The sequence below is a fragment of the Neobacillus sp. S1227 genome (assembly GCF_055385255.1).
Genome location: NZ_AP038276.1, coordinates 2,103,272 through 2,127,335, shown reverse-complemented (window position 1 = coordinate 2,127,335; position 24,064 = coordinate 2,103,272). Strand labels below are relative to the sequence as shown.

The 24,064-nt window shown below is 36.8% G+C and carries 20 protein-coding genes and 2 pseudogenes; 7 read left to right on the top strand and 15 right to left on the bottom strand.

Features of this window, described 5'->3' with window-relative positions:
- Positions 1–56: 56 nt before the first annotated feature.
- On the bottom strand, positions 57–1,355 hold the full coding sequence (locus ACZ5AE_RS10925) for an aminotransferase class I/II-fold pyridoxal phosphate-dependent enzyme (RefSeq protein WP_464572154.1): 1,299 nt from the start codon (positions 1,353–1,355) through the stop codon (positions 57–59).
- Complete coding sequence (gene hisC / locus ACZ5AE_RS10920) at positions 1,352–2,491, bottom strand: histidinol-phosphate transaminase (protein WP_464572152.1); 1,140 nt, start codon at positions 2,489–2,491, stop codon at positions 1,352–1,354. The genes ACZ5AE_RS10925 and hisC overlap by 4 nt, the downstream gene beginning before the upstream one ends.
- 425 nt (positions 2,492–2,916) lie before the next feature.
- Between hisC and ACZ5AE_RS10915 the strand changes: the two genes are divergently transcribed.
- Entirely contained in the window at positions 2,917–4,113 is a 1,197-nt protein-coding gene (locus ACZ5AE_RS10915) for a benzoate/H(+) symporter BenE family transporter (RefSeq protein ID WP_464573596.1), read from the top strand.
- 266 nt (positions 4,114–4,379) lie between these two features.
- Here the strand turns inward: ACZ5AE_RS10915 and ACZ5AE_RS10910 are convergent, their stop codons facing one another.
- The 3 genes from ACZ5AE_RS10910 to ACZ5AE_RS10900 form a co-directional block, all read right to left on the bottom strand.
- Positions 4,380–4,823, bottom strand: coding sequence for a YfmQ family protein (locus tag ACZ5AE_RS10910; RefSeq protein ID WP_464572150.1), 444 nt, complete (start codon positions 4,821–4,823; stop codon positions 4,380–4,382).
- Positions 4,824–4,922: 99 nt separating this feature from the next.
- Positions 4,923–6,353 (bottom strand): aminotransferase-like domain-containing protein, encoded by a 1,431-nt coding sequence (locus tag ACZ5AE_RS10905; RefSeq protein WP_464572148.1) that lies wholly within the window; start codon positions 6,351–6,353, stop codon positions 4,923–4,925.
- A gap of 110 nt (positions 6,354–6,463) precedes the next feature.
- Entirely contained in the window at positions 6,464–6,658 is a 195-nt protein-coding gene (locus ACZ5AE_RS10900) for a hypothetical protein (protein ID WP_464572146.1), read from the bottom strand.
- A gap of 495 nt (positions 6,659–7,153) precedes the next feature.
- Between ACZ5AE_RS10900 and ACZ5AE_RS10895 the strand changes: the two genes are divergently transcribed.
- Both ACZ5AE_RS10895 and ACZ5AE_RS10890 read left to right on the top strand, forming a co-directional pair.
- Positions 7,154–8,074 carry a hypothetical protein gene (locus tag ACZ5AE_RS10895; protein WP_464572144.1) on the top strand — a complete coding sequence of 307 codons (921 nt, stop codon included), beginning with the start codon at positions 7,154–7,156 and terminating at the stop codon, positions 8,072–8,074.
- Positions 8,075–8,274: 200 nt separating this feature from the next.
- Positions 8,275–8,814: an SH3 domain-containing protein gene (locus ACZ5AE_RS10890; RefSeq protein ID WP_464572142.1), complete on the top strand. Its 540-nt coding sequence runs from the start codon at positions 8,275–8,277 to the stop codon at positions 8,812–8,814.
- A 176-nt stretch (positions 8,815–8,990) separates the two neighbouring features.
- Here ACZ5AE_RS10890 and ACZ5AE_RS10885 read toward each other — a convergent pair whose 3' ends face one another.
- From ACZ5AE_RS10885 to ACZ5AE_RS10875, 3 genes are all read right to left on the bottom strand, one after another.
- The gene (locus ACZ5AE_RS10885) at positions 8,991–10,772 is read right to left on the bottom strand and encodes a hydantoinase B/oxoprolinase family protein (RefSeq protein WP_464572140.1); all 1,782 of its coding nucleotides are present in this window, start codon (positions 10,770–10,772) and stop codon (positions 8,991–8,993) included.
- A 17-nt stretch (positions 10,773–10,789) separates the two neighbouring features.
- Positions 10,790–12,922, bottom strand: coding sequence for a hydantoinase/oxoprolinase family protein (locus ACZ5AE_RS10880; RefSeq protein ID WP_464572138.1), 2,133 nt, complete (start codon positions 12,920–12,922; stop codon positions 10,790–10,792).
- Positions 12,923–13,169: 247 nt separating this feature from the next.
- Positions 13,170–14,579, bottom strand: coding sequence for an amidase (locus ACZ5AE_RS10875; RefSeq protein ID WP_464572136.1), 1,410 nt, complete (start codon positions 14,577–14,579; stop codon positions 13,170–13,172).
- A 223-nt stretch (positions 14,580–14,802) separates the two neighbouring features.
- Here ACZ5AE_RS10875 and ACZ5AE_RS10870 point away from each other — a divergent pair, with 223 nt between their 5' ends.
- Positions 14,803–16,515 carry a sigma-54 interaction domain-containing protein gene (locus tag ACZ5AE_RS10870; RefSeq protein WP_464572134.1) on the top strand — a complete coding sequence of 571 codons (1,713 nt, stop codon included), beginning with the start codon at positions 14,803–14,805 and terminating at the stop codon, positions 16,513–16,515.
- Between the two features lie 417 nt (positions 16,516–16,932).
- Here ACZ5AE_RS10870 and ACZ5AE_RS10865 read toward each other — a convergent pair whose 3' ends face one another.
- The 7 genes from ACZ5AE_RS10865 to ACZ5AE_RS10835 all read right to left on the bottom strand — a co-directional run bounded on the left by ACZ5AE_RS10865 (position 16,933) and on the right by ACZ5AE_RS10835 (position 21,758).
- A complete protein-coding gene (locus ACZ5AE_RS10865; RefSeq protein WP_464572132.1) occupies positions 16,933–17,169 on the bottom strand; it encodes a DUF5348 domain-containing protein in 237 nt (78 codons plus the stop codon).
- Complete coding sequence (locus ACZ5AE_RS10860; RefSeq protein WP_464565672.1) at positions 17,166–17,966, bottom strand: ExeA family protein; 801 nt, start codon at positions 17,964–17,966, stop codon at positions 17,166–17,168. Before ACZ5AE_RS10860 ends, ACZ5AE_RS10865 begins: the two co-directional genes overlap by 4 nt.
- Positions 17,959–19,314, bottom strand: a complete 1,356-nt coding sequence (locus ACZ5AE_RS10855) for a DDE-type integrase/transposase/recombinase (protein WP_464565674.1) — start codon at positions 19,312–19,314, stop codon at positions 17,959–17,961. The genes ACZ5AE_RS10860 and ACZ5AE_RS10855 overlap by 8 nt, the downstream gene beginning before the upstream one ends.
- Positions 19,315–19,353: 39 nt before the next feature.
- Positions 19,354–19,875 (bottom strand): DUF6431 domain-containing protein, encoded by a 522-nt coding sequence (locus ACZ5AE_RS10850; RefSeq protein ID WP_464565676.1) that lies wholly within the window; start codon positions 19,873–19,875, stop codon positions 19,354–19,356.
- Between the two features lie 312 nt (positions 19,876–20,187).
- Positions 20,188–20,622, bottom strand: a complete 435-nt coding sequence (locus tag ACZ5AE_RS10845) for a DMT family transporter (RefSeq protein ID WP_464572130.1) — start codon at positions 20,620–20,622, stop codon at positions 20,188–20,190.
- 145 nt (positions 20,623–20,767) lie between these two features.
- Complete coding sequence (paiA, locus tag ACZ5AE_RS10840; protein WP_464572128.1) at positions 20,768–21,286, bottom strand: spermidine/spermine N(1)-acetyltransferase; 519 nt, start codon at positions 21,284–21,286, stop codon at positions 20,768–20,770.
- Positions 21,287–21,305: 19 nt separating this feature from the next.
- Positions 21,306–21,758: a MarR family winged helix-turn-helix transcriptional regulator gene (locus ACZ5AE_RS10835; RefSeq protein WP_464572126.1), complete on the bottom strand. Its 453-nt coding sequence runs from the start codon at positions 21,756–21,758 to the stop codon at positions 21,306–21,308.
- Between the two features lie 117 nt (positions 21,759–21,875).
- On the opposite strand from ACZ5AE_RS10835, the pseudogene ACZ5AE_RS10830 reads away from it, so the two are divergent.
- From ACZ5AE_RS10830 to ACZ5AE_RS10820, 3 genes and pseudogenes are all read left to right on the top strand, one after another.
- Positions 21,876–22,334: pseudogene (locus tag ACZ5AE_RS10830) on the top strand (GNAT family N-acetyltransferase).
- A gap of 32 nt (positions 22,335–22,366) precedes the next feature.
- Positions 22,367–22,525, top strand: a pseudogene (locus ACZ5AE_RS10825) (YitT family protein); the annotation flags it as partial.
- Between the two features lie 390 nt (positions 22,526–22,915).
- Positions 22,916–23,770 (top strand): hypothetical protein, encoded by an 855-nt coding sequence (locus ACZ5AE_RS10820; RefSeq protein WP_464572124.1) that lies wholly within the window; start codon positions 22,916–22,918, stop codon positions 23,768–23,770.
- Positions 23,771–24,064 lie beyond the last annotated feature (294 nt).

Below are 24,064 nucleotides of genomic sequence, written 5' to 3'. Positions count from 1 at the left end.
AACATTCTTTCCTAACCCTAACCCATCAAGTGTTTTGGAGCTTTAGACATTACTTTTTACTCCCTTTTTAATAGTTCGTTTATTCCTATATAGATCAATTCAAAAAGTTCTTCCAAATCCTCTTTTTCAACACAAGAAAAAGCGATTCTTAAGTCAGTTGCGTTAATGGCTATAGTGCCTACTCCATATTCGTCCAACAAATGATGTCTCAGTTTTTCAGCATTAACATTTAATAGCTTTAAACACATAAAATACCCAGAGTTAAATGGATAAAATCTCCAAACTCTCTTGTACCTTTCCTGGCTGACAATCTCTTTTACCTTTGTTGCTCTTTTCTTCATGACTTCAAACTTTTCACGTTTTTCTATTTCAAATTCTTTAGATTGCAATGAATGTAAAATAATTGTCTGAGATAGGTGGGAACTACTAGAAATCGTCCCACGGATTAGACCTTTTGTTTTCTGTTCAAGTATTTCTAAAATTTCTGGATTTTCAGAGGCAAAGGTGATAAATCCAACTCTTAGGCCCCACACATAATTTTCTTTTGTTGCCCCATCTACCTTGATAGGCAATATTTTTGGATGCAGTCCAGCTAATTTCCCAAATAAAGATTCTTTTACCGAATCTTCGTAGAAAAGCCCGAAATAGGCATCATCAAGAATAACAGCTACTTTAATACCCGATTCTGCCGCTTCCTTAACCACTGAAATAATTCCGTTAACTTCCTCTTCACCAGGGGTGTATCCTGTAGGGTTATTCGGAAAGTTCAGGATAACAATTGCCTTACCTGCATCCTGTTGTGCCATTAAACATTCTCTGAACGCAGAAACATTGAATTTTTCGTATTCGTCAAAAAGCTTAAATGTCTTAAGAAGGCCTCCCCTTCGAACATGAAAAATAGTTTGATAGTTTCCCCAATATTTATCCGGCAGGATAATGGTGTCATTCTCATCAACAAATAGATCCGCTGCAAGACTCAAACCATGGGTCAAGGCATTGGTTACAATAGGTAGTCCAAAACTTTTATCCTCTAGGGATTGATTTTCCCGAAGTAATTTCTCCTTCCAACCCAAACGCAATTCTAATTTTCCGGAAGGCGGGGCGTACGGGTAAATATCCTCTGGGGAATAACCTTGTAATGATTCCTGTATATGTTCAAAATGCATTGGGACATTCTTTTCAGTAGCAATTCCTATTGTTGCATTAAAACGAGTAGCTTTTTTGCTTGCTTCAGCACTTTGGCTTAAGATTCCTTTTGGATAGTATAGCTTCTTGCCCAAATTAGATAATAAATCATATACATTGGAATTATATTTAATTAAATCATCATTTAGCTTCTTTGCGAGTTCGTTCATTTTATCTCTCCTTTAAAGTTAGCTAACCTTAATTTTAAGAGTATGGAACTAATTGCTTCTATTAATATTGTATTCTCTTCAGGTGTACCAACCGATATTCGGATATGATCCGGCAATCCCCATGTATCGCCGTAACGGACAATTACTCCATGTGCTAGAAGCTGTTGGTAGATTTCTTCTGCATATGAGCCCAATTCAACTAGAATAAAATTGCTCATGCTCTCAGTATAATGTAATCCAAGTTCAGTTAAGGCTTTGTATAATTGTTCACGGCCTACGGTATTTGCCTGCTTTGATCTTTCTACATGTTCCAGGTCCGTTATAGCGGCGGCGGCTGCAATCTGTGCTAGACTATTGACATTAAACGGTTCTTTAACATGAAGAATACTTTGGATAATGGATTCTGGTGCTGCACCAAAGCCTACCCTTACACCTGCAATCCCATAAATCTTAGAAAAAGTTTGTAAAACAATAATGGGATAGCCAGAACGAACATATTCCAGTCCATCTGTATAATCTTTATTAGTCGCGAAATGACTATAGGCACTATCAAAAACTACTAGGATATGTTTTGGCAGTGAAAACAGCAACTCTTCTAACATTGATTTTTTTAAATAAGTACCTGTTGGATTATTTGGAGAACAGATATAAATTAATTTAGTTTGATCCGTAACTGCCGATAAAATTGTATCAATATCAAATTGGTACCCTTGATCAAGACAAACAGGTATTACTTTTGCCCCCATTAAATGTGCGCCGAAATCATATTCACTAAACGATGGGGAAGGGACGATGATCTCATCTTCAGGTTCAAGATAGGTCTCTGAAATTAATGTAATTAATTCATCCGCACCGTTTGTAATAATTAAATTCTCAGTGGACAATTCTAGACTAGATGCGATCGCCTTCTTTAACTCATTGGCATGTGCATCCGGATAACGATTAAGCTCTGAAAGACCACCAGAGATTGCTTTAATGGCTTTAGGTGATGGTCCGAGAGGGTTCTCATTAGATGCTAGTTTTATTACCCTTTTTAACCCTAATTCTTTTTCCACTTCCCATAATGGTTTACCTGGTATATAAGGCTTCATGTTATCCAATGCCTTACGATTTTTTATTTGAATGATCTCGTTCATAACCATTCCCCACAATCAATTTAGTATTAAATTTATCAACATTTGAAAAATTAAATAGACTATTAAAGATGAAATTTTGTGAACACATTCACACAATAACCTTAAATATTAATAGAACATGTTGTTTACTTCAAATACACAATTCAATAATAAAGGAATTAAAATTTTTTTAATCATCCACTTATACTCTTTTTTAACCATCCATTCCTAAAAAAAGATAGAATGCATTCCTGATATAGGAACTTTTTATAAAAATGTAAATGGATGGTAATAAAAGTTGATGATTGGATGATGTAAAAACTGATAACTCTTTATAAAATTAGATTAGTATACAATGGATCTACTTGTGCAGAATGCCAAAAGGTAAATATTGTATAAGCCAAAAGAGGGGAGAACACAGATTATATATGGAATAGGGGGAATCTATTATCTTTAAAGACTTAAATCATAAAAATATTTCGGCAGGTATGGTTGCGGGAATATTCGTCATAACAGGTCCGACTGCTCTTATATTGGAAGCATCTTCAAACGGAAACTTCAATACAACACAGTCGATTTTATGGATATTTGCAGTTTACGTTTTTGGTGGGTTATTCGGAATTATTCTCCCTTTGTATAGTAAGATACCAATTGTTGGAGGCCATACACTTACAGGTGTAGCATTTTTAGCAACGATGACATCTCAGTTTACCTTTCATGAATTAATTGGGGCCTATTTAATTTCAGCATTACTAATGGTCATCATTGGATTTCTTGGTTTTTTCTCAAAATTTATTAAGTTAGTGCCTAAAGAAATTATTTCTGCCATGCTGGCAGGAATGATAACCCACTATATGGTGAATTTTATTGTTTCTATAAACACTCTATTTATTGTTGGATTTATCTCTTTAATCACCTTTTTAATTTTTTTGAGATGGAAACTTAAGTTTCCACCTGTTATTTCCGCAATTGTTATCGGGTTTATTGTATTGAACCTGTTCTATCCATTGAATAGCATTGAAGGTACTTCAGCAGCGTTTATGCCTAACATTCAGTTTCCTGACTTTAATACATCTAGTTTCCTTTCGATCGCGATCCCTCTTACTCTTCTAATTCTAAGTAATGATATAGCGGTTGCTATTGGCGCATTGGAACAAAATGATTATCGGGCTCCTATAAATAAAATTATCTCCTTTAGCGGGCTATTTTCAGTAATAACTAGCTTTTTTGGAGGTCAATCAGCAAATATCGCAGGTATGGCAACTGCAATCTGTTCAGATAAAGAAGCAGGACCAAAGGAAAAAAGATATATGGGGGCTGTAATAGCCGGTGCTATTCTTTTAGTTTACGGATTATTTTCCTGGAAATTGGTTCCACTTATTCAAGCCTTGCCGAAAGAGTTTATTTCCATAATTGTTGGATTTTCTTTACTAAATGTGTTCGGAAATAGTTTATATCAGGCTTTCTCGAAGCATTCAATAAAAACTAGCACTGTATTTGCCTTTATTATTAGTTTATCTGGCACTACAATTCTAAATATCAGCGCACCGGTTTGGTCCTTACTTATAGGTTCATTTATTGCTCGATATATAGAAAATATTACAGAAGAAAAAGGCGAAAAAAGTGTAAACAAAACAGCATAAGTATGAACTGTGTATTAATAAAGACCACTAAAAAACTAAATTAAATCCCATTTCCAAAGACCACAACATTTTAGTTCTGTATAAAATGTTGTGGTCCGATTCTTTTCTATACACCACTTCACAATCAGTCGTCACCAATATAAAAGAGCTACCTCAGTAGCCCTCTTATAAAGTATTAAAAAATGAATAAAAGACCGTTTTCCACAATAAATAACGGTTTTTGGTAGTAATATACAATTGATTGAAAGAAATATAATCCGTTTCTTTTATGCATCTATACTATTTGAAATAGTAAACTTTTGGAGATGCTCAGAACTAAGACTGTAGGAAGCAACTTTCTTCTTCCATTGCTTTACTACATCAACGCGATCATTGTAACAATATAAGAAGAGATTTACCTCTTTTTTCTTCCTTTTTACGTTTATAATAAACGGAATAACATTAGTCTCTGGATGTAGAAACAATTTCTCATTGCCTGGAAATATTGGATATTTTTTTAAAAAGTTAGCCTCATTAAAATAATTTATCAAGCTAATTTTCTCCACCTCTTCCAGGTACTTACCATTAAATGTGATAGTAATATTATTTAAATCAAGTTGTGGATGTAGTGCAAATTTGCTTACAACCCAACCTACAACAGCACTTGGGGGACTCATTAATAATTTGAAAGTTACACCAATCACTATAATAACAACAGCCGTCCATGTCATTTCATATCATCTCCTTGATAAATATCTGGTTTACCTCAAGTACTTATGTTAAGAATTAATAGAGTAAGAATCTTAAAATTTTCAACAAAGTAGTTGTCATTAAAGGAAATTAAGTGCCTCAGCAAACCTTTTGATTCCTTCATGTATGGATTCTTCATCTTCCCTTGCAAAAGTAAAACGGACGAATCCCTTTTTAGATCCCATCGTTGAACCTGGGACAAAAATGACCCCTCTTTTGATTGAGTCCTCCAACAATTGCATTTCATTATAGTCTTTTTTAACCCTGCACCATAGATGAATTCCTCCTTGAGGGATGAAAAATTCCACTTGATCCCCTAAAAAATAATTTAGGCTGATGACAATTTGATTCCTTCGTTTCTCTAATTCCTTTACCAATCCTTTGATATGCGAATTGAAATTTTCCGATTCTAGAAAATCATTGGCGATCCATTGAGTATAACTTGCATGCCCGAAGTCAATTTGTTGTTTCGCATCGGATAATCTTTCAATAACCGGTCTTGGTCCAATAATCCAGCCAATCCTTAAGCCGGAGGCGACGATTTTTGATAAAGAGCTTATATATAATACATTTCCATTGATATCCATCGATTTTAAAGTTGAGACTTCTGCTCCTGTAAAAGATGTTAAACTATATGGATCATCCTCGACTACGGGAATTCCGTATTCAGAAGATATTTCTAAAATAGCTTTCCTCTTCGTTTCACTAAGCAGTGTCCCTGTAGGGTTTTGATAAGCCGGATTCAAAAATATCATTCTGATTCGGTGTTTTTTATATAATGTCAGCAAATCATCCGGTTCAATACCATCCTTGCCTACTGGTAAAAAATACGGTTTAATTCCTGCAGTTTTAAATATTGGAAGATTGTAATTGTAAGAGGGGTCCTCTAAAGCAACAGCATCTCCTGGTTTTAACAGACATTGAACAACCAAGTGCAACGCTTGTTGTGCTCCAGATGTAATTAAAATAGAAGATGGATTTGTTTCAATTTTACGAAACAGCTTGACATGCTTTGTAATGGTACCCCTTAATACCTCGTTCCCCCGTGGATGATCGTATCCTAAGCTTCCAATAAATGATCTAGTTGAGGTAATCTCACGTAAGAATTTCAAAGGTAAAAGATCTTCCGACAGCTCCCCGCTTGCAAGATTAATCAACTTATGTTCTACTGCTTCTTTTCGAATCCTTTGTATGACAGGTTGATTTGGTAAAAACGAGCCTGCCTCGACATACCTGTTCCAGCTCGGTATACGCTTCTTGGTAATTCCCCAAATATCTTTACTTATTGTTGTCCCGCTTCCCCTATTTCTTTGAATGAGTCCAATTGATTCCAATTCGTCATATGCAGCAACCACTGTACTTCTGTTTACATTAAGTTCTTTAGCTAAATTTCTTTCGGAAGGTAGTGGTTTATCAGGAGGAAAAGTACCATCTGCAATTCCATTTTCGATAAATTCTGCAAGCTGCTTATAAATTGCTTTTTTGGCGTTTCGATCTGGTTTCCAATCCATATTCAACATTCCTTATTTAGTGATTATTAATGGTCTTATTATTCTTCTTATTTACAGGAAAAATCTTTTTTTTAAAAAAACCTATCGTCATACGACAATAGGCATTTTGATTAGGTAAAAAACACAATAAATATTCCAAGAGCTATTAAAATTAATGGAATAGAAATTGCATAAATCAAGGTCAAATTGGTTGTGTTTCTTTTGGTGGAACTACTATAATTTTCGTCAGCCTTTCCGGCTATAAATAATGTTGAAATAATTGCGATTATGATGACAACGATTACCAAGGTAATTAAAATTTTCATGTAACACCTCTTAGAAATAAAATTCAATTTATTTAATTTTTGTACTTCAATCACAAAAATACTATTTTATTAGTCTTATTAGTATTTCCACTTTAAAATTATAATATATTGATTATAATTCAATACCATCCAATTACACTTTAATTCAGCCATCCACTTTATCACAAAAACTATATTTAAAATTTAACATTCAGTGGTTGATCTTTAAATAGTTTTCTGGCAGAGAAGCTATCATTCGGTATTTTGCCATATTAACCATAGTCCTTTCTACTTATACAATCCTTCTCTAATTATTTAGTGTTTAATGAGGAAAAGGGTTATGGTGTTTTTTCAAAACTTGTGGAAGTTTTATGACCAATTAATTACTTGAAACCTGAGCTATAGAAAGGTATGAGATACCTTTTTCCTATAACAAAGATTTGGGGGCTTTTCTGCTGATTTACTGCATAGAATGTAGACAAGTATAAGTGACCTTAACCAGGAGGGAATGGAACTATGCAATTTATTGAAGGTGTAAAAGATGTGAAATTTAGTTTTTTGGAAAAACCTCCGGCGTCGTCTATGGCTTATGCCTTTGTTTATGCGAATAACGACAACGAATACTATGCAGTAAAAAATGGAGAGCGCTTGACACGCAGTGAATTGCGGATTGGCAAGTATAAAAGAGTTTATACCGTCAATATGCAGCAGCAAACCTTCACCTACAATGAGGAAGTTCCCTCGGCCACAAGAGGGAGAAGCTTTTCGGTCAATATATCTATCGATATTGCCGTTGAACACCCTGAATTGTTAGTACAACAAAATGCAGGGGAAATTGGCCAGATTTTCAACAATAACCTGCCCTTCTGGGTGGAGTCGGAAGCAAGATTTTATCCTATCGAGGAGGAACTGAGTTTTGCCAGACATATTGAGGAATTTTTTCAAACATCAAGATTGGTCAAGGTATTAAGAGAAGCTGGCATTGTGGTTCGAAATGTTAGAGTTTTGATCCGGCATGGTATTCGGGACCAGCACCATGATGTGGCAATTGCAGATTTAGACCGGAATGCAGAATTATCTGCTTATCAAGAGTCATTGGACTTGGAGGAAGCGCGGCGCATTTCGGCCTCAATTAAAGAAGCCCTTCAAGAGGGTGATTTTGTCACTGCCGGGAAGCTGGGAGAAAAGAATGAAATGGCAAAGCGGTTAGTAGAATCGGAGTTTAGCCAAAATCAGGCCTTTAAATACGAGGTAAACAAACAACTTTTAAACTTGATCAACGATCACTCTATTGACCAGTTTGAAGCAGAACAAAGATTGGCCAAGCTAAAAAAACTGTTCCCTTACCTCCCTGTCAATCTGGAAAACAGCAATAAAAATAGACAGATCGTCGGTCCAAGGAAAGAACTTCAATCCTATCTAAATAAAGGAGATTAGCGATTGTGGAATCAATTTTTAAACAGCTGTTTTGGATTTGGTCACCTATTTCTGCCCTGACTGAATGGTTGCGTATTTTTTTGGCTCTCTTTTTGCTACTTCATTTCCTAAGGCTAATTTTGTTGTATATTCTCCCCCCCTTCTTAAACTTGACGGCTCGTTTGTTGAAAAAAATGCTTTATCTCATTTCTTATCCGTTCATGGCATTCATTTGCACGATGCAAAGAAGCCGGAGAAAAGCTGGAAATTCTGACATACCTGTTTGGATTGATATCATTGAAGGAATGCTTGCCTACTTCGAAGGCTTTTTCAATAAAATCATCCAGCTTTTCACGAAACGTAAAAGGAATAAGAGGAGGATTAAAAAATGGACCTTTTATGCTGCTACAACATTAGTGATTGTGCTTACTGTAGCAATCACCAACAATCAAAACGAGTGGTATTCACAAAGTTGGAAGAAAGCTGAAGCATGGCTAAACCAAGATCATGTGCACGTACAAGTATCCGAAGCTTCATCTGAGAAAAAAGAATTAATTTTAAATAAGATATATGAGGACGGCGGAAATATTCGGAAAGCCCCCCGACTAACCGCTCCACGTCTATACACGATAACAAATGGAGAAATCATCCGCTTTTTGAACGAAGAACAAGTAGATTCCAAAGGAATTAAGTGGCTAAAGGTTGAAACCGCAAACGGGATCGAAGGCTGGATTTCTGCCTTGATTGTCAGGGAAAAATAGATTAAGAGTGATATATTAAATATTTAAAAAACGCTGTACATCTATACTGATCATTTGAATTTGGGAACTTCTTCAATATCACAAATCTTATATACTTTCATATTAACATTAAGGGACAACAATCCTGAAAAAGATGTGTTGTCCCTTCTTAAATGTTAACATTTTTCTACATTTGGTTACTTAGCAGCACTTAATGAGAGTCTCAATTCTACCGTTTTATCTTTGTCGATGGTTCTATTTTCAGTTATGACAACCCCATATTCCTCATAGGCTTTTTCTATTGTTATATACCCATCGAGCACATCTTCCAATACCTGCTCGATATCCCTTTCCAGAGGATTTCCATATCCACCAGCGCATGGTGTTTTTATTTCCAGGATATCCCCGGAATTTACTTTAAAATTGGTTAATTTAGCATGAAGATTATTTTCGCGGTCGGTATTCGGATTTAGTTTTAATGAACCAGGCAATCCGTCTTTTCCTCCTTTTACTCCTTTTGGGGGATCATAATGTCGATCGCCTTCACCTGTAAACAATCCTCCCTCCGTAAACTCCCATGTTCTCACGATTCCGATACCCCCACGCCATGTTCCAGCGCTTGCACCTTCTTCACGCAATTCGTAACGATTACATCTCATGGGCAGACGCATTTCCAGTTCTTCAATTGGGTTATTTCTTGTATTGGCAATCAAATTGTCAACACTATCTAACCCATCTTTTCCATAACGTCCTCCATATGAACCTTCATTTACCTCAATGTACACCCAGTATTCACCTGTATCCGCCTTTAAGCCGGCATACGAATTGAAATGCACATGAGCAGAATTACCCGCTGTTGTATTATGAGGCAATACATCTGATAGCGCTAGATTGATTTGGTCAGCCAATCTTTGAACTTGGTTAATCCGTGCTGTACAAGCTGCTGGGAATTTAGGATTCCAAATACTTCCTAATGGGGCCTCAACTTTTATTGGCCTGAAGATACCGCTGTTTTGAGGAATAAACACTTCAGAGGTAGCTTCATCCAAAAGAATAGCCCTAACAATGGTATATGTCGCTGGCAAAGTTGATCCGGAAAAAGGTACATTATAAGCTGTTTCCACCTGAAGTGAGCTTCCCGTTAAATCAACGGTCAAATCACTCCCTTCAATTTTTACACTCGTTTCAATTCTTAGTGGAACGCCGTAATTGCGCCCATCATCATCTAGCCACCCGGTTGGAGCTTTATAGACTCCATCAGGAATCTTTTCAATTTCTTTTCGCAGCATTTGCTCGGAATAATCCATCCAGCGTTCGGCTGTAGCTTGGACCGTCTCAAGACCATATCTTTCAATTAGCTCTAAATATCTTTTCCTTCCAAGCCTGGCCGAGGCGATAAGCGCCTCCACATCACCTTTATTTTCTTTAGGTGTTCTTACATTTTCAAAAATATGACGCCATATATCTTCGTTTTTCTTCCCTTTGCTATACAGCTTTACAGCGTTATAATGCTTCCCTTCGGCAAATACATCTACCACATCTACCATCAAACCTGGAGACATTCCACCCGCATCCAGTACATGTCCAGTGTTGGCAGCAAAGGCAACGAGCTTATTATCATAAAAAATAGGGATAATGATAGCTAAATCGGGTGTATGAGATGCTCCATAATATGGATTATTGTGGAGAATGATATCTCCATCATGGATGTCGTCGCCTAAAAAATGCTTAACACCCTCTATATATCCAGGCAGTGATCCTATATGCATAGGAGTTGAATCACTTTCACAGAGTTCATTGCCGTTTGCATCGAAAAGTCCGGCACCCAAATCTTCTGATTCACGAATAATGCTAGAATAAGCCATTCGATAGAGTACTAATGCCATTTCTTTGGCAATTGAATTAAACGAACCTGCAATGACTCCTAAAGTAACCGGGTCAATCTTCTCATAAGATTTTTTTTGTGTGATCAAGGTCATTTTTTTCATCCCCTTTCTTAATCTACAGAGACTGTGCTAGCAACGTATTTTTCAACTTTCGAAGCAATCTTCTCACGCATATCAATTACAATATTTCCGTAGCTATCAAATGTGGCAATTGTTTTTGGAGGCAGAACTGTGGTACTGTCCTTTTGTTGGATTACGGCCGGCCCTGCCAGTTTTGTTCCAGTCGAAATATCATTTCGATTATAGAAAGGTGTATCAAATTTCTTTAACTTATCATCGACCCAGAAATAGACGGTATGCTTGACTGCTTCTTGGCGTAAAGACGAAATGTTATGATTTGAACTTTCTACTGGCTTATCGCCAATTTTTTGGATCAATCCGATTCCAACTACTCGGATGTTAATGACCACAACCTCTTGATCAGGGAATTGGCTAGCATACTCTCTTTCATGGGTTTCATGGAACCTTTGGATAACGGTATCGATCCATTCTTCGTTAATTTCTCCTCCAGGCGCATCAACACGAAGCTCATAGCCTTGGCCTGCATAGCGGCAGTCACAGATACGTTTTACGACAATCTGGTTATCGTTTAATCCATCTGCTTTAAGGTCCTCAATTGCTTCCCTTTCAAGATTTTCGAAAGCTTCAGAAACAGCCTTGACATCCGGGAAGGTCAAGCTCTTCCAGAGAGTAAACACTTTTTCATAAGAAATATCCGTAGCCAAGAGACCCATGGCCGCCGTGATTCCTGGATACGGAGGAACCACCACATAAGGAATATTCAATTCATCTGCAATATCACAAGCAAATAAAGGTCCTGCACCACCGGCGGCCACCAGCACAAATTCTCTTGGATCATATCCTTTACGGACACTATTCATTTCTATAGCATTCACCATATTATGAGTCATGATTTTCAAAGCGCCAGCTGCAGCTTCTAGCGAAGTCATGCCTAATTTTGTGGCAATATGTTCCTCGTAGGCCCTTTTAGCCAATTCCGGCCTAATTTCCATACTGCCGCCAAGGAGACTATTTTCCTGGATGCGGCCTAATAATACATTGGCATCAGTTGACGTAGGCAATGTCCCTCCCCGGTTATAGCAAGCTGGACCTGGTGCGGCACCAGCACTTTGTGGACCAACTCTAAAAATACCTCCTTGATCCACATAAGCTATCGATCCGCCACCAGCCCCGATCGTGTCAATATCCACCATAGGAATCATAGCATTGTATTGGCCAATTCTTGAATCAAGAAGGTGCCTCATCCTCATTTCACCGTTTGGAGCCACTCCAATATCGGCAGATGTACCGCCAATATCTAAAGTAATAACATTATCAAAACCTGCATTTTGGGCTGCTTTAATGCCGCCTATCAAACCAGCTACCGGGCCAGATAATAGAAGATTAATAGGTTTTTCAGCAGCTGCATCAGATGTTGCGATACCACCATTGGATTGCATTAGATGTAGATCTGTTTTGATTCCTAAGTCTTTGATGTTAGATTCAAGATTTCTGATATAGTTGCTTGTTTTTGGACCGATGTAGGCATTCAGAGCCACAGTACTGAATCTTTCGTACTCCCGGTATTGCGGTAGGATTTCATGACTGATAGAGAGATATACTTCAGGATATTCTTCCAAAATTATTTCCCTAACACGCTTCTCATGGACAGGATTTTTGAATGAGAACAGGAAACAAACGGCAATCGCTTTTACTCTTGACTCCTTTAATAACCGAACTTGCTCTCGTGTCTTTTCTTCGTCTAATGGGGTTAACACAGTTCCCTCAGCTGTAATTCTTTCAGGCACCGTCAAACGATTACGTCTTTTTGCTAACGGATACTTTTGCCAAGGTAAATCCTGGTACAATGAGAAATTTAATGGTCGTTTATGGCGGGCAATATGTAGAATATCTCTAAATCCCTCTGTCGTGATCATCCCGACATCTGCACCATTATGTTCCAAAACAATGTTTGTAGCTACGGTTGTTCCATGAAAAAATTGTTCAATATCAGACGGACTTATATTCGCTAATTTACATATTTCCTCTACCCCTGTGATAATTGCTTCAGAAGGATCATGAGGAGTGGATGGAACCTTGTGAACCCACGATTGGTCCTTTTGATCGTCTAATAAAATTAAATCAGTAAATGTTCCCCCTACGTCAACACCTAGTCGAATCATTTGTGTGCCTCCTTTTTTGCTTTTATATTTTCTTACAGTTAAATTGCAATTAATGTGCCAATTTCTAATATTCTAACAATTATAAAAATAAAATTACCACCAATATTGAAGAATTACCCTAGTATCTATGCCTTTGATGAAAATATCAGATATATAAATCGTTGATATTTGATTATAAAATCCATTAATGATTTTGAGTTAATTATGATTTTTTTCATACCTTTTATTCCATTCGTAATACTTTTCATTACATATTGGGTAATTTTATAGAGATTTCTTTTTCATATGCACTTCCAAAACGGTAAAGATTCGCTTCATCAAAGGGTTTTCCTATCAATTGCATACCGATTGGTAACCCTGAGTCGGCTAGTCCACATGGAATAGTTAGGCTTGGAAATCCTATAAAATTTGTTGGCGCTGTTAATTTTCCTAAAATGAAGTGTTCTTTTCTTACCCCGTTTATTTCAATGTCTCTTTCATTTATATCAAATGGTAGAATCGGGACAGTTGGGGTCAATATGATATCCACTTCTTTTAAAACCTGATTAAATTCTTGGATAGCCCGCCTTTTCACATTTTGAGCACGTGCGTACTGATATACCTTTAGGTCTCTGCCGTGTATAATGCGCTCCCGTACCTCATCGTCCATCAGATTGGCCTGATTTCTTAAGTTCTCTTCGTGAACAGCATACGCTTCAGTCACCATTGTAACTCGTTGACCTGAAACAATCTCTTCCATATGAGGGATATCTACTTTTTTTATTTTCACTCCAAGAGCTTGAAAAACTTGAATGGCAGTATTTATTCCTTTTGATACTTCGTTGTCTATATCTTCAAAATAGAAAGTTGAAGGAACCCCAATGACCGCATCCTTTATGCTGCAGTCCATATACCTTGTATAGTCTTCAGGATCCTTGCAGATAGAATAGGGATCCTCTTCATCATAGCCAGACAGAATTCCTAATACCATCGCATTATCCCTTACCGATTTTGTAATTGGTCCAATATGATCAAGTGACCAGCTTACAGGATATACACCAAATTTACTGATAAGTCCAAATGTTGGTTTCATGCCCACAACACCGCAAATAGAGGATGGGATTCTTATAGACCCACCGGTATCGGTCCCTATAGCTACAGGACATAGTGACGATGCAACTCCTGCCCCGGCCCCGCTGCTTGAGCCTCCCGAAATTTTAATAAAATCATACGGGTTTTTAACTGGTCCAAAGTAGGATCGGTCACCAGTTGGCCCCAACGCAAATTCGTGTGTATTTAACTTACCAACAATAATAGCACCGGCTGATTTTAGCTTTTGAACAACGGAAGCATCATAATCGGGAATAAAATCCTTAAAGATCTGAGAACCCATTGTTGTTTTTATACCCTTCGTATAAATAATATCTTTTAGTCCTACTGGAACACCATGAAGGGGTCCCTTCCAATTTCCGTTTAATATTTCCTTTTCAGCATGCTTTGCCATTTTTATTGATTCTTCATGCAAGATAGTAATATACGCATTAACTGATTTGTTTAAATAGTTAATGTTTTCTAATAAATTGTACACTACTTCTACAGGTGAAACCTGTTTGTTTTTGATTAAACCTGATAATGTTGTTGCATCTGCATGCATTATATCATCCTTTAACCCAGACATTTGTTAGCAATCACCTACTTTTCTAATTTTTAATAAACAAATAAATGTTATTTATTAGTTCCATCCTTTCCCAAGTTTTAATAAGAAATCATAAAATAATAATGCAAGAATTATGCCATAGGATTTGAGTAAATAAATCACAATATCTTGCAAATAGTTTCAATTTAAATTATTATAATTTTCATAATACATATTCTATTTGGAATACCATGGAGGTTACATTATGGTAAATTTAAAGTCCTATGAAGGACAAATCTTCCTCCAAGAAACTCTCAATGCATTCCAGACTTCATATATTCTATTTGATCTTAACAAGCGAATTTTAGCAATGTTTTTATCAGATTCCCTATCGAACGAAGTAAATATTGATAATGGAAATTTTCAAAGATTCCTAGATTGTATAATTCAGCATAAAGAACCCAAAAAGGAATTGCTTCATTTTTTTCATGAAAAGAATATTTTAGTTCAGGGCATCCCTATTAATTCTGCTGATCATACGTTTGGAGTTTTAACATTTTTCCCGGATCACAAGGATACCACCGATATTGAATATGAAAACATGGCTATTGACCTTAAAACTATTTTTGAGTCTACTTATGATGCCATTTTTGTGGCAGATGGTAACGGGATAGCTTTGCGAGTCAATTCTGCCTGTGAAAGACTTTGGGGTATAAAAAAAGAAGACTTTATTGGGCGAAGTACATTGGATATGGAGAAAGAAGGTTTTTTTCATCCCTCTGTAACACGGCTAGTACTAGAGAGTAAAAAAAAGAGCTCCACTATCCAAAAAACGCGTACAGGTAAAACCTTGTTAGTTGTAGGGACACCTGTTATGGACGAAAATGGAAAAATTCTTCGAATCATTAATGCCTCTAGAGATATCACTGAAATTGACCAACTAAAACAAGAGCTTCAAGAGTCAAAGGAAATTTCCGAAAGATATCAAAGGGAAATTCAAAAATTAAGATTGAAAGACCGGAAATCTTTAAAACAAATTATTTATCGCAGCCAAATTATGGAAAAATTAATAGAACAAACAAAAAAGGTGGCTGAATTTGACAGCACCGTCCTAATATCCGGAGAATCGGGTGTGGGAAAAGAGGTGCTAGCTAACATAATTCATGAGTCCAGTAATCGTTTTGAAAAACCTTTCGTGAAAATAAATTGTGGCGCCATTCCGGAGTCTTTATTGGAGTCTGAACTATTTGGTTATGAAAAAGGGGCCTTCTCAGGAGCAAATAAGGACGGCAAAATGGGGCTCTTTCAGTTAGCCGACCATGGAACCATTTTTTTAGATGAAATCGGAGAAATGCCCCTACCACTTCAAGTCAAGATCCTCAGAGTCCTGCAGGAGCGTGAAATTCAACGAATTGGCGGGACAAAACCCATTAAAGTGAATATACGAGTTATAGCAGCAACTAATAAAAACCTTGAAGAATTAATTCAACAAGGTAATTTTAGGGAGGACTTGTATTACCGTCTTAATGTCGTCCCACTCGAAATCCCTCCTCTTAGAAAAAGAAAAGAAGACATACCAGTCCTAGTAGATTATTTTACCAAAAAATTCAACTCTAAATATGGAACCCATAAGAAATTTAGCTTGGAGGCCATCCAGGAAATCCAAAAGTTTGAATGGAAAGGAAACATAAGAGAACTACAGAATTGTGTCGAACGATTAATCGTAACGATTTACGATGATGAAATAAAACAGGAGGAGGTCAAAACCCTTCTAGCTTATAATACTAATGACGCAACCCTCCCATTTGGGATTCAGTACGATTATGATTTAAAAGAAACAATATCTCTAGTAGAAAAGTGTATTCTCGAGCACGCCGTAAAAAAACATAGGACCACGGTCAAGATAGCCCAAGTTTTAAATCTAACACAATCCGCCGTAAGTAAAAAATTAAAAAAATATAAAATTCCACTAAAATGATTTTTTACATATACACATGCATATCCTCCCTTTTTAGACTAATGTAGAAATCATCCATTTTTTGAATGAAGAACAAGTAGATTCCATAGGAATTAAGTGGCTAAAGGTTCAAACCGCAAACGGGGTCGAAGCCTGGATTTCAGCCTTGAACTTGAGGGAAAAATAATAAATGTAAAGGGATATTTGATTCTTTTTCCAATTCATAGATCAACCCAATTAAGGGGAGTAGACTCCAATAGGAATAGTCTGCTCTCCTTATTTAATGCTCTCTCTAATCTTATCAAACACTGAATCTCCAAATTAATCAGAAAGTGTTACTGACGTTCTATTTTGGCAAGAAATTGACGGTATCATTTGTCCTAAATCTGACGAAGATTTTGACCGAAAGAAAGGGGAAGACCTTAGCTTCCCCTTCAATTAAATATCAACCTGATAGGTTTCGTTTTGTTTCAAATAAAATTTTGTATCATTCCTACCGGCGATAATATACCAATCTCTTCCGAGTTCCATACGGCAAGAAAGCTTCCTTCCATCTCCGAGGTGAAGATCAAACCAATCGTCACAGCGTACCTTGTAGCCTGTATTATCACCCCACAAGACCACCCAACAATTGAAATCCTCATTATACTTCATTTCTTTCCAGCGGCTCTTCATGACAGTTCACCCTGAATGACATGCTTAATCATATGATCATCAATAATCCGACGGCCATTTTGAGCTCCATAAAGAAGGCTGTGTGTACATACTTTATTAATAAGCCTTGGGGTTCCGCCAGAAAATCGATGTATTTCCTCCAAAGCACCATCTGAAAAGATTTGTTGGTCAATTCCTGCATATTCTAGATGTCGTGAGACATACGCATCTACTTGTGCACGATCATAGTGACTTAATTTGAACTGAATATCGATTCTTTGACGTATGGCAGCGTATGATTGAAGACGCAGACGATCCCATAATTCACTTTGGCCCACAAGGATAAGGGCCATTGGGCTTTGTGCATCCATCTTAAAGTTGAGTAAAAATCTAACTTCCTCAAGCATTTCACGATCTAATAGGTGTGACTCATCCACCACGACGACAGGCTGAATCCCATGAATACCTCTCATTAATTCAATTTCTCGATGAAGCTGTCGTTTGGCATCGCCTCTATAAAACTTCGATTCCGATCCTAGCTGTTCTAACAAGCCTTTATAAAAATGTCTAGGAGTTAGTTTTGAATCGGATAAATATAGTATTTGAAATTTCCCTTGATCAAGTCCATCTACAAATTTCCGAATGGTGGTCGTTTTCCCAGTACCGCAATCCCCAGTTAAAACGGCAAATAGCTGCCTTTCTGCGGTATACTTTAAGCGACCTAAAACCTCTTGCATCGTAATGGAATCATAAAGTTGAGTAGTAGGCACATCTCTTGTAAAAGGGGTATGCTTCATCCCATAAAAAGACTCAAACATCTTCGCCGTCCTCCTTCCAAACAGCACGGAAAGAAACGGCTGGAGCTTGTTCAATTTTTCTTTCTTGATGCTTCTGTTCGGCTGCTTTAAGTAATCTGGAAGAATCAACTTCAAGTGATTGAAGGTGTGAAGGCAAAGTTGGACGCCTTCCGGCTCTTTCTCCAATCACAAGCTTTTTTGCTCTCCAAGGGGAATAACCCTCGTATTCAATTGTTAGCTCCTCAAAATCCGCAGGATCATATACAACATCTACTTGACGACCAATAAAAGAAAGACCAACTTCATATTTCTGATCCATAAAACTAATGCATCCCGACTTATCTACTTTCCTCGTCTCACAATGCAAGAAAGCATTCGCTAGTTTATCAGGATCAATAAATCGAAGTGCTTTTTTATCGCTTCGAAAAGCAGTTTCAGGGCTAATGTTCTCCCCAAGACCGGAATGGGATTTATTCTGATAACACTCTGATAACCATACTTGAAAAAGCTCATTCAATCGATCTAAAGAATTGGGCTTTTCAAGGGCTGCTTCACTTAAGAAGGAATCAACGACTCTATTGAAGCGTTCAACTTTACCTTTTGACTCAGCCGCATAGGGTTTTGCATAGATTAATCTTGTCCCCAATTTGGAACATGTACGTGACATCCACTTGGTTCGATATTGTTTACCGTTATCAAAATAAACGGCATCGGGGACACCGTATTTTTGTATGGCGTTTCGAAAAGCATCTTCAATAATCCTAGAATCAAGAGTAGGATAGAAGGCTCCATGTAAAATAAATCGAGTCGCGTCGTCTATTATAGCGACTAAGTAGACCTGCTTCTTCGTGCCATTTGGTCCAATGGGTAAATAAGGGCCAAACTTAATATCGGATTGCCACAGCTGATTCCGGTGACGCTTTTGAAATCGTCTAGCTGCTACTCCAGTTTGAGAGTAGAGCCTCATTTGTCGTGAACTGTAGCCTCTTTCAGTTAACTTTTCTTGAAGAGTTGAACGCTTTAGCTGCCCTGGTGTAGCCAAGCCTTCCCACTCAAGTATTTGAATAATTTGTGCAACACTTCTAGTAGGGGCCTCATTTCGAAGGAGAATCGCTTGTTCCAATAAATGCGAGGGAATAATCTCTTTTTTCATTTTTCCCGAGATTCCTTTTGGTTTTAGCCCTTCAAAACTTTCATTACGGTACTGCTCAAGATAACGTCTAATGGTCCTTTCAGAAAGACCGCTGGTCTTACATATATGGTTTTTCAATTCCTTTGCTTTTCCAGCATCTAGCCCTTCCGCCAAAAGAGGGGCAATGAGCTGGAACCTTTGTGCTGCGATTTCTTCTGCCTTTTTACGATCTCTCATGATAACACTCCTCTAATATGTGTTTATCATGAGTGTAAATCAGCTATCCTCGGACAAGAATGCAGAACGGGTATGTTCCCACAAATTAATATTCACAATCGGACGGACAATTCTCTCCAGCCATCTGGGGGCATTCCCTACCAGTCGTCCTATTCTATGAAGTGCAGTCTCTGAATTTGCGGACGTCAAATTCAAAGGGACCTTATCCTGACTAGTTCGAAGCACAATTGATAAGAGACAATTAGCCCAGTAATCTACGAAATAATTAAACCAATCATACCAACGAAATAAAGTAGATTCATCAGCTGGAACATCATGTGTAGAAGGGTTCGTGAGAACCGACTCTATACACTCTGCCTTATATCTTTTATATGGAACTAAGAAATCTGGTAATTCATGATGAATCCGGCCGCATTGATCACACCCTAATCGCCGAATATTATATACTATTGTCTCTCCAGAACATTCTCTTGATTTTCTTTCTCTAGTACCAATTACGCTCATGCTTTTCCCACAACAGGGCGAAGGAATCCTCCCCGCACCTCTAACCAAAAACTCCATTGTTTTCAATTATTTTATAATCTGATACAATAATCATATGGGTTTTTTAGGGGACGTCTCCTGTATATCTGTTGGCGCAGATATACATTATGGGAGGCGTCTTTTCCTTTCTCCAGAATTATTAATGTCGAAATGTTTCGAATTATGTATACATGGACATTATAACCGTCTAATTCTGGACAGGCAACACCGTCAACTTTCGGTCATATTGGGATGGCAATAACAAGAAAGTTCTCTGCCGTATAAAAAAGAAGATAAAATAAAAGAATTTAAAAAGTTAAGATGAAGTGGTGTGGTGTATATTTAAAACTGTTATTTTTTGTACATAAGAAATAATGAAACTCCTAGTAAAAGAGCGGCAATACCTCTTTGCCAATCAAAGGGAATTTGTTTTCCGCCAAAAAGACCGAAATGATCAATTACACCACTTACTAATACTTGGCCAAATATAACAGATACTATTGTTGTAGCTACTCCGATTTTTGGCACAGCTAATACCATAATAAGCACATATATAGCTCCTAACAATCCGCCTGTTAACTGCCATTTTGGAACTGAGAAAAAGTTTAATAGGTTCCCCTTACCCAGAAAAATAGTACACACTAATAAGATTAATGTACCAATCGCAAACGAAACAAAAGCACCTTCAATTACCCCTATTTTCTTTCCTAAACCTCCATTAATTCCCGCTTGAGTACCTATAGATATTCCTGCTATAACAGCGAGAAGGGTCATGATCCAATTCATAATGAGCCTCCATGGTTTTTTAGTTAATTCAAGAAGTATGAAAACACTTCCTTTTATGATTGATCTACTACAAGCCATTATAACAGAAAAAGGAAATACAGCATCATATCTTAAAATATTTTGGTATATACATAGTACCCACCCTTTATACGAGTTTTTTAGTCATGATAAAGTCCCTTTGCTCTTCATCACCCATATAAAAGGAGTGCGCTCCCGTTTGAACAAACCCCATTTTCTTGTAAAAAGCAATAGCATTTTCATTCTTTTCCCAGACACCCAGCCAGATTTTCTTTTTATTACATTCCCTCCCAATTTCCAGCGCTTTATTTAGCAGGTATTTACCAAGCCCATGTTTTTGGAATTCTTTCTTTATATAAATCCTCTCGACTTCAAGCGAATCATCACCCATTTCTTCAGACTGTGCATGATTGGTATTGACCTTTAAATATCCAGCCAAGTCATTATTAAAATAAATGAAAAAGAATTGCGAAGATAGATTAGATAATTCTTTTTCTAATTGTTCTATGTTAAATGCCCTTTCTAAATAGGCAATCATATTTTTGAGTGAATTCTGATCCTTAAATGTCTCGTTAAATGTTTCATAACTAATTTCCTGAAGTCTGTGTAAATCTTCAAGGTTGCATTTTTTTATATTTATAGTCATGTTACAATCTCGCTCCTTTTTAATAAATTCTCTTGTTTCCCTTTTTTACAAATTCCCAATCTTTTTCTACATTTTTTCTTACTCTTTGAAGAAGGTTGAAAATGGTTTCTACTTCTCTTTCGGAAAATCCCTCTAATGCAACGAGATTGGAATAATCATTCTCTCGTCTTATAAAAGGATAAACATTTTTCCCTTTCTCTGTTGGAAAAAGCTTTTTTATTTTTTTGTTATGTTGATCTTCTTTCTTTTCAATAAAACCATTCATTTCAAGTTTTTTGATAGCACGAGCTGCAGTTGTTCGATCTACTTTTATCGTCTCGGCTAACTTTTCTTGAATGATTCCTGGATTTTCACAGATTCGCACCAAGTACATATACTGCCCTTTTGTAAGGTCATATTCTTTAAATTCTATATTACTGATAGAATCCAAAGCCCTTGCGATCATTCCAATTTCCCGAAGAATTTCCTTCATTATTAACTCCTTAGCACATTATTTTTGTTGCAAATACAATAAAAAATGGTATAGATTAAATTTAACTTATCTTTGTTGCATTTGCAACAAAATCTCTAAGTAAAAGGACTGATAAAAATGTTTGCAAAAAGAATAAAGATTGAAGAAGATTTAAGGACAGCATTTGCCATTCGAGAACAAGTATTTGTGAAGGAATAAGGTGTTCCACTAGAAGATGAATTTGATCAATTTGATACACTGGATGGAATTTGCGAACATATATTAGCCCATTACAATGAACAACCAGTTGGAACAGGAAGGATAAGGTTTATTAATGGAGTAGGTAAATTGGAGAGAATCTGCATTCTTGAACACTTCCGTAAATTTGGCCTTGGAAAAATCATTATAAAAGCGTTAGAAGAAATCGCTGAAGAAAGGGAAGCCTCACAAGTTAAATTACATGGGCAAACGCAGGCAGAAGGATTTTATAAAAAACTAGGGTACAGGACTTCATCTGAGATCTTTATAGAAGATGGAATCCCACATATTCTCATGCTCAAAGAATTATCTCCAAAAAATGATTATAAGACCAAGTAATATGAAATATGTCGTTTATGTATTAGGGATATTTATATGGACCTATTGGTGTTGGAACTTTATTAACCGATTGTTTAGGGGGACTAACCCTTAATTACTTTATGCAAATTACTGAAAAAGTATTAGACCGCATATTGACACACACTAGTACATCACCAAATTATGATAAAGATAAAGACCATTCGATATAGGATGGTTTTTTTGCTGTTTAACTAAGCATTTAGGTCAATAAACAATAGGAGTTACCGCCACAACAACTCCGTTTTTCATTTACACACATGTTAATATAAAAGTTTAGTCTCAACACCCTGTGTATTTTTAAACTCTTCCACCAGCCCCTCCCATCTTCGATTTTACTCTCTAAAATTAAAAACTATCAAATCGGTACGAAAATCACGAAATTAGCCTTCTTATATCCAATTTGGAGCCGAAAATCACATTTTCCTACCCAAATTCGCTCCAAATTGGAAATGAGTGAATTCGACTAAATTTGCTTAACCCGATATCTTATAAGTGCCAGAATCGTGAGTGTTAACGAGGAACTGGCCTAATAAATAGATCATAAAGGGTGACGCAAACAAATGAGTTTAAAATCAGCCAGCATTGAACACTTTGAAGAATTTGCCCAATTTACTAATCTCATCGAATTTAATCACCACTTCGAACAGTGGCTGCTTGAGCATAAGACCGACTTTTCCAAAGGCGAAATCATAGGCTTAAAGCGTCTCGTCCGCTTTGCCGCCAAGATACCAGGTGTCTGCAACGCCAAAATCGGAACCATTCTAAAGGCCATAAACGAGGAATATAACGAAAATGGCATATCCCGGTCCACCTTTAAACGGATGATCCTAAAAGCAAAAGAATTCGGAATCATCACCGTATACGAAACAGAGAGAAAAAACGGCTCACAGACTAGCAACTTATATGTTTTTAATCGTTTTCCTGTAAATGAACCACCTAAACCGGAAATAATGAACCAGCCAATAGAAACTAGTAATCTTTTAAAAACAGAAAAAGATCAAAAGAATAATAAACGTAAAGAAGAACCGTTGGAATTAGATCATAGCTATGTTAGCAATCATGTTCCAAAAGATTTCGTCAAGCTGGTTAAGTATTTCTATTCAGATGCTAAGACCATTGAGGAATTCTGGCATATGACACAAATTGCTGCTTATAAATATATCAGCGAAAACAAAACAGAGCAAATGCTTGATGTAGCTATCGATGCCTTTAAACAGCTAATTCGCAAATTAAAATTCACCAAATCTGTAAAAAATCCAATCTCCTACTTTTATGGCATTTTGCTCAATAAATTTAGTCAGCGATTCTATGACGAACTCTTTGAAAAATATGATGAATCAGGATCCACTTCTAACAATTCCATCGTAGATATTCTGAATTATGATTATTTGAATACGCAATTTAATTATCATTGAATAACTCTTGTACCAAAAGAATACCATCTTGTTCCAAATTACCTAACTGTTGTGGGAAAGCCGGTTGAGCGATTTTTAGCCGATCGGCTGTTCTCTATTATTATTTAGTCTTGCCACTTCGATGAAGTAAGTTTACTGTCTAAGCTACATTAATTCAAAAACCACCTTATGATTTTTGTTTATTTTGTTCGAGGCCTTGGGTTTTTAGGATTAGTTATTGCAGCGACGAACTGACAGCTCTTTCTTGTAGCAATTAGCGGCGGATTAGTGGGGGCAGGGTCTGTTGCTATGTCT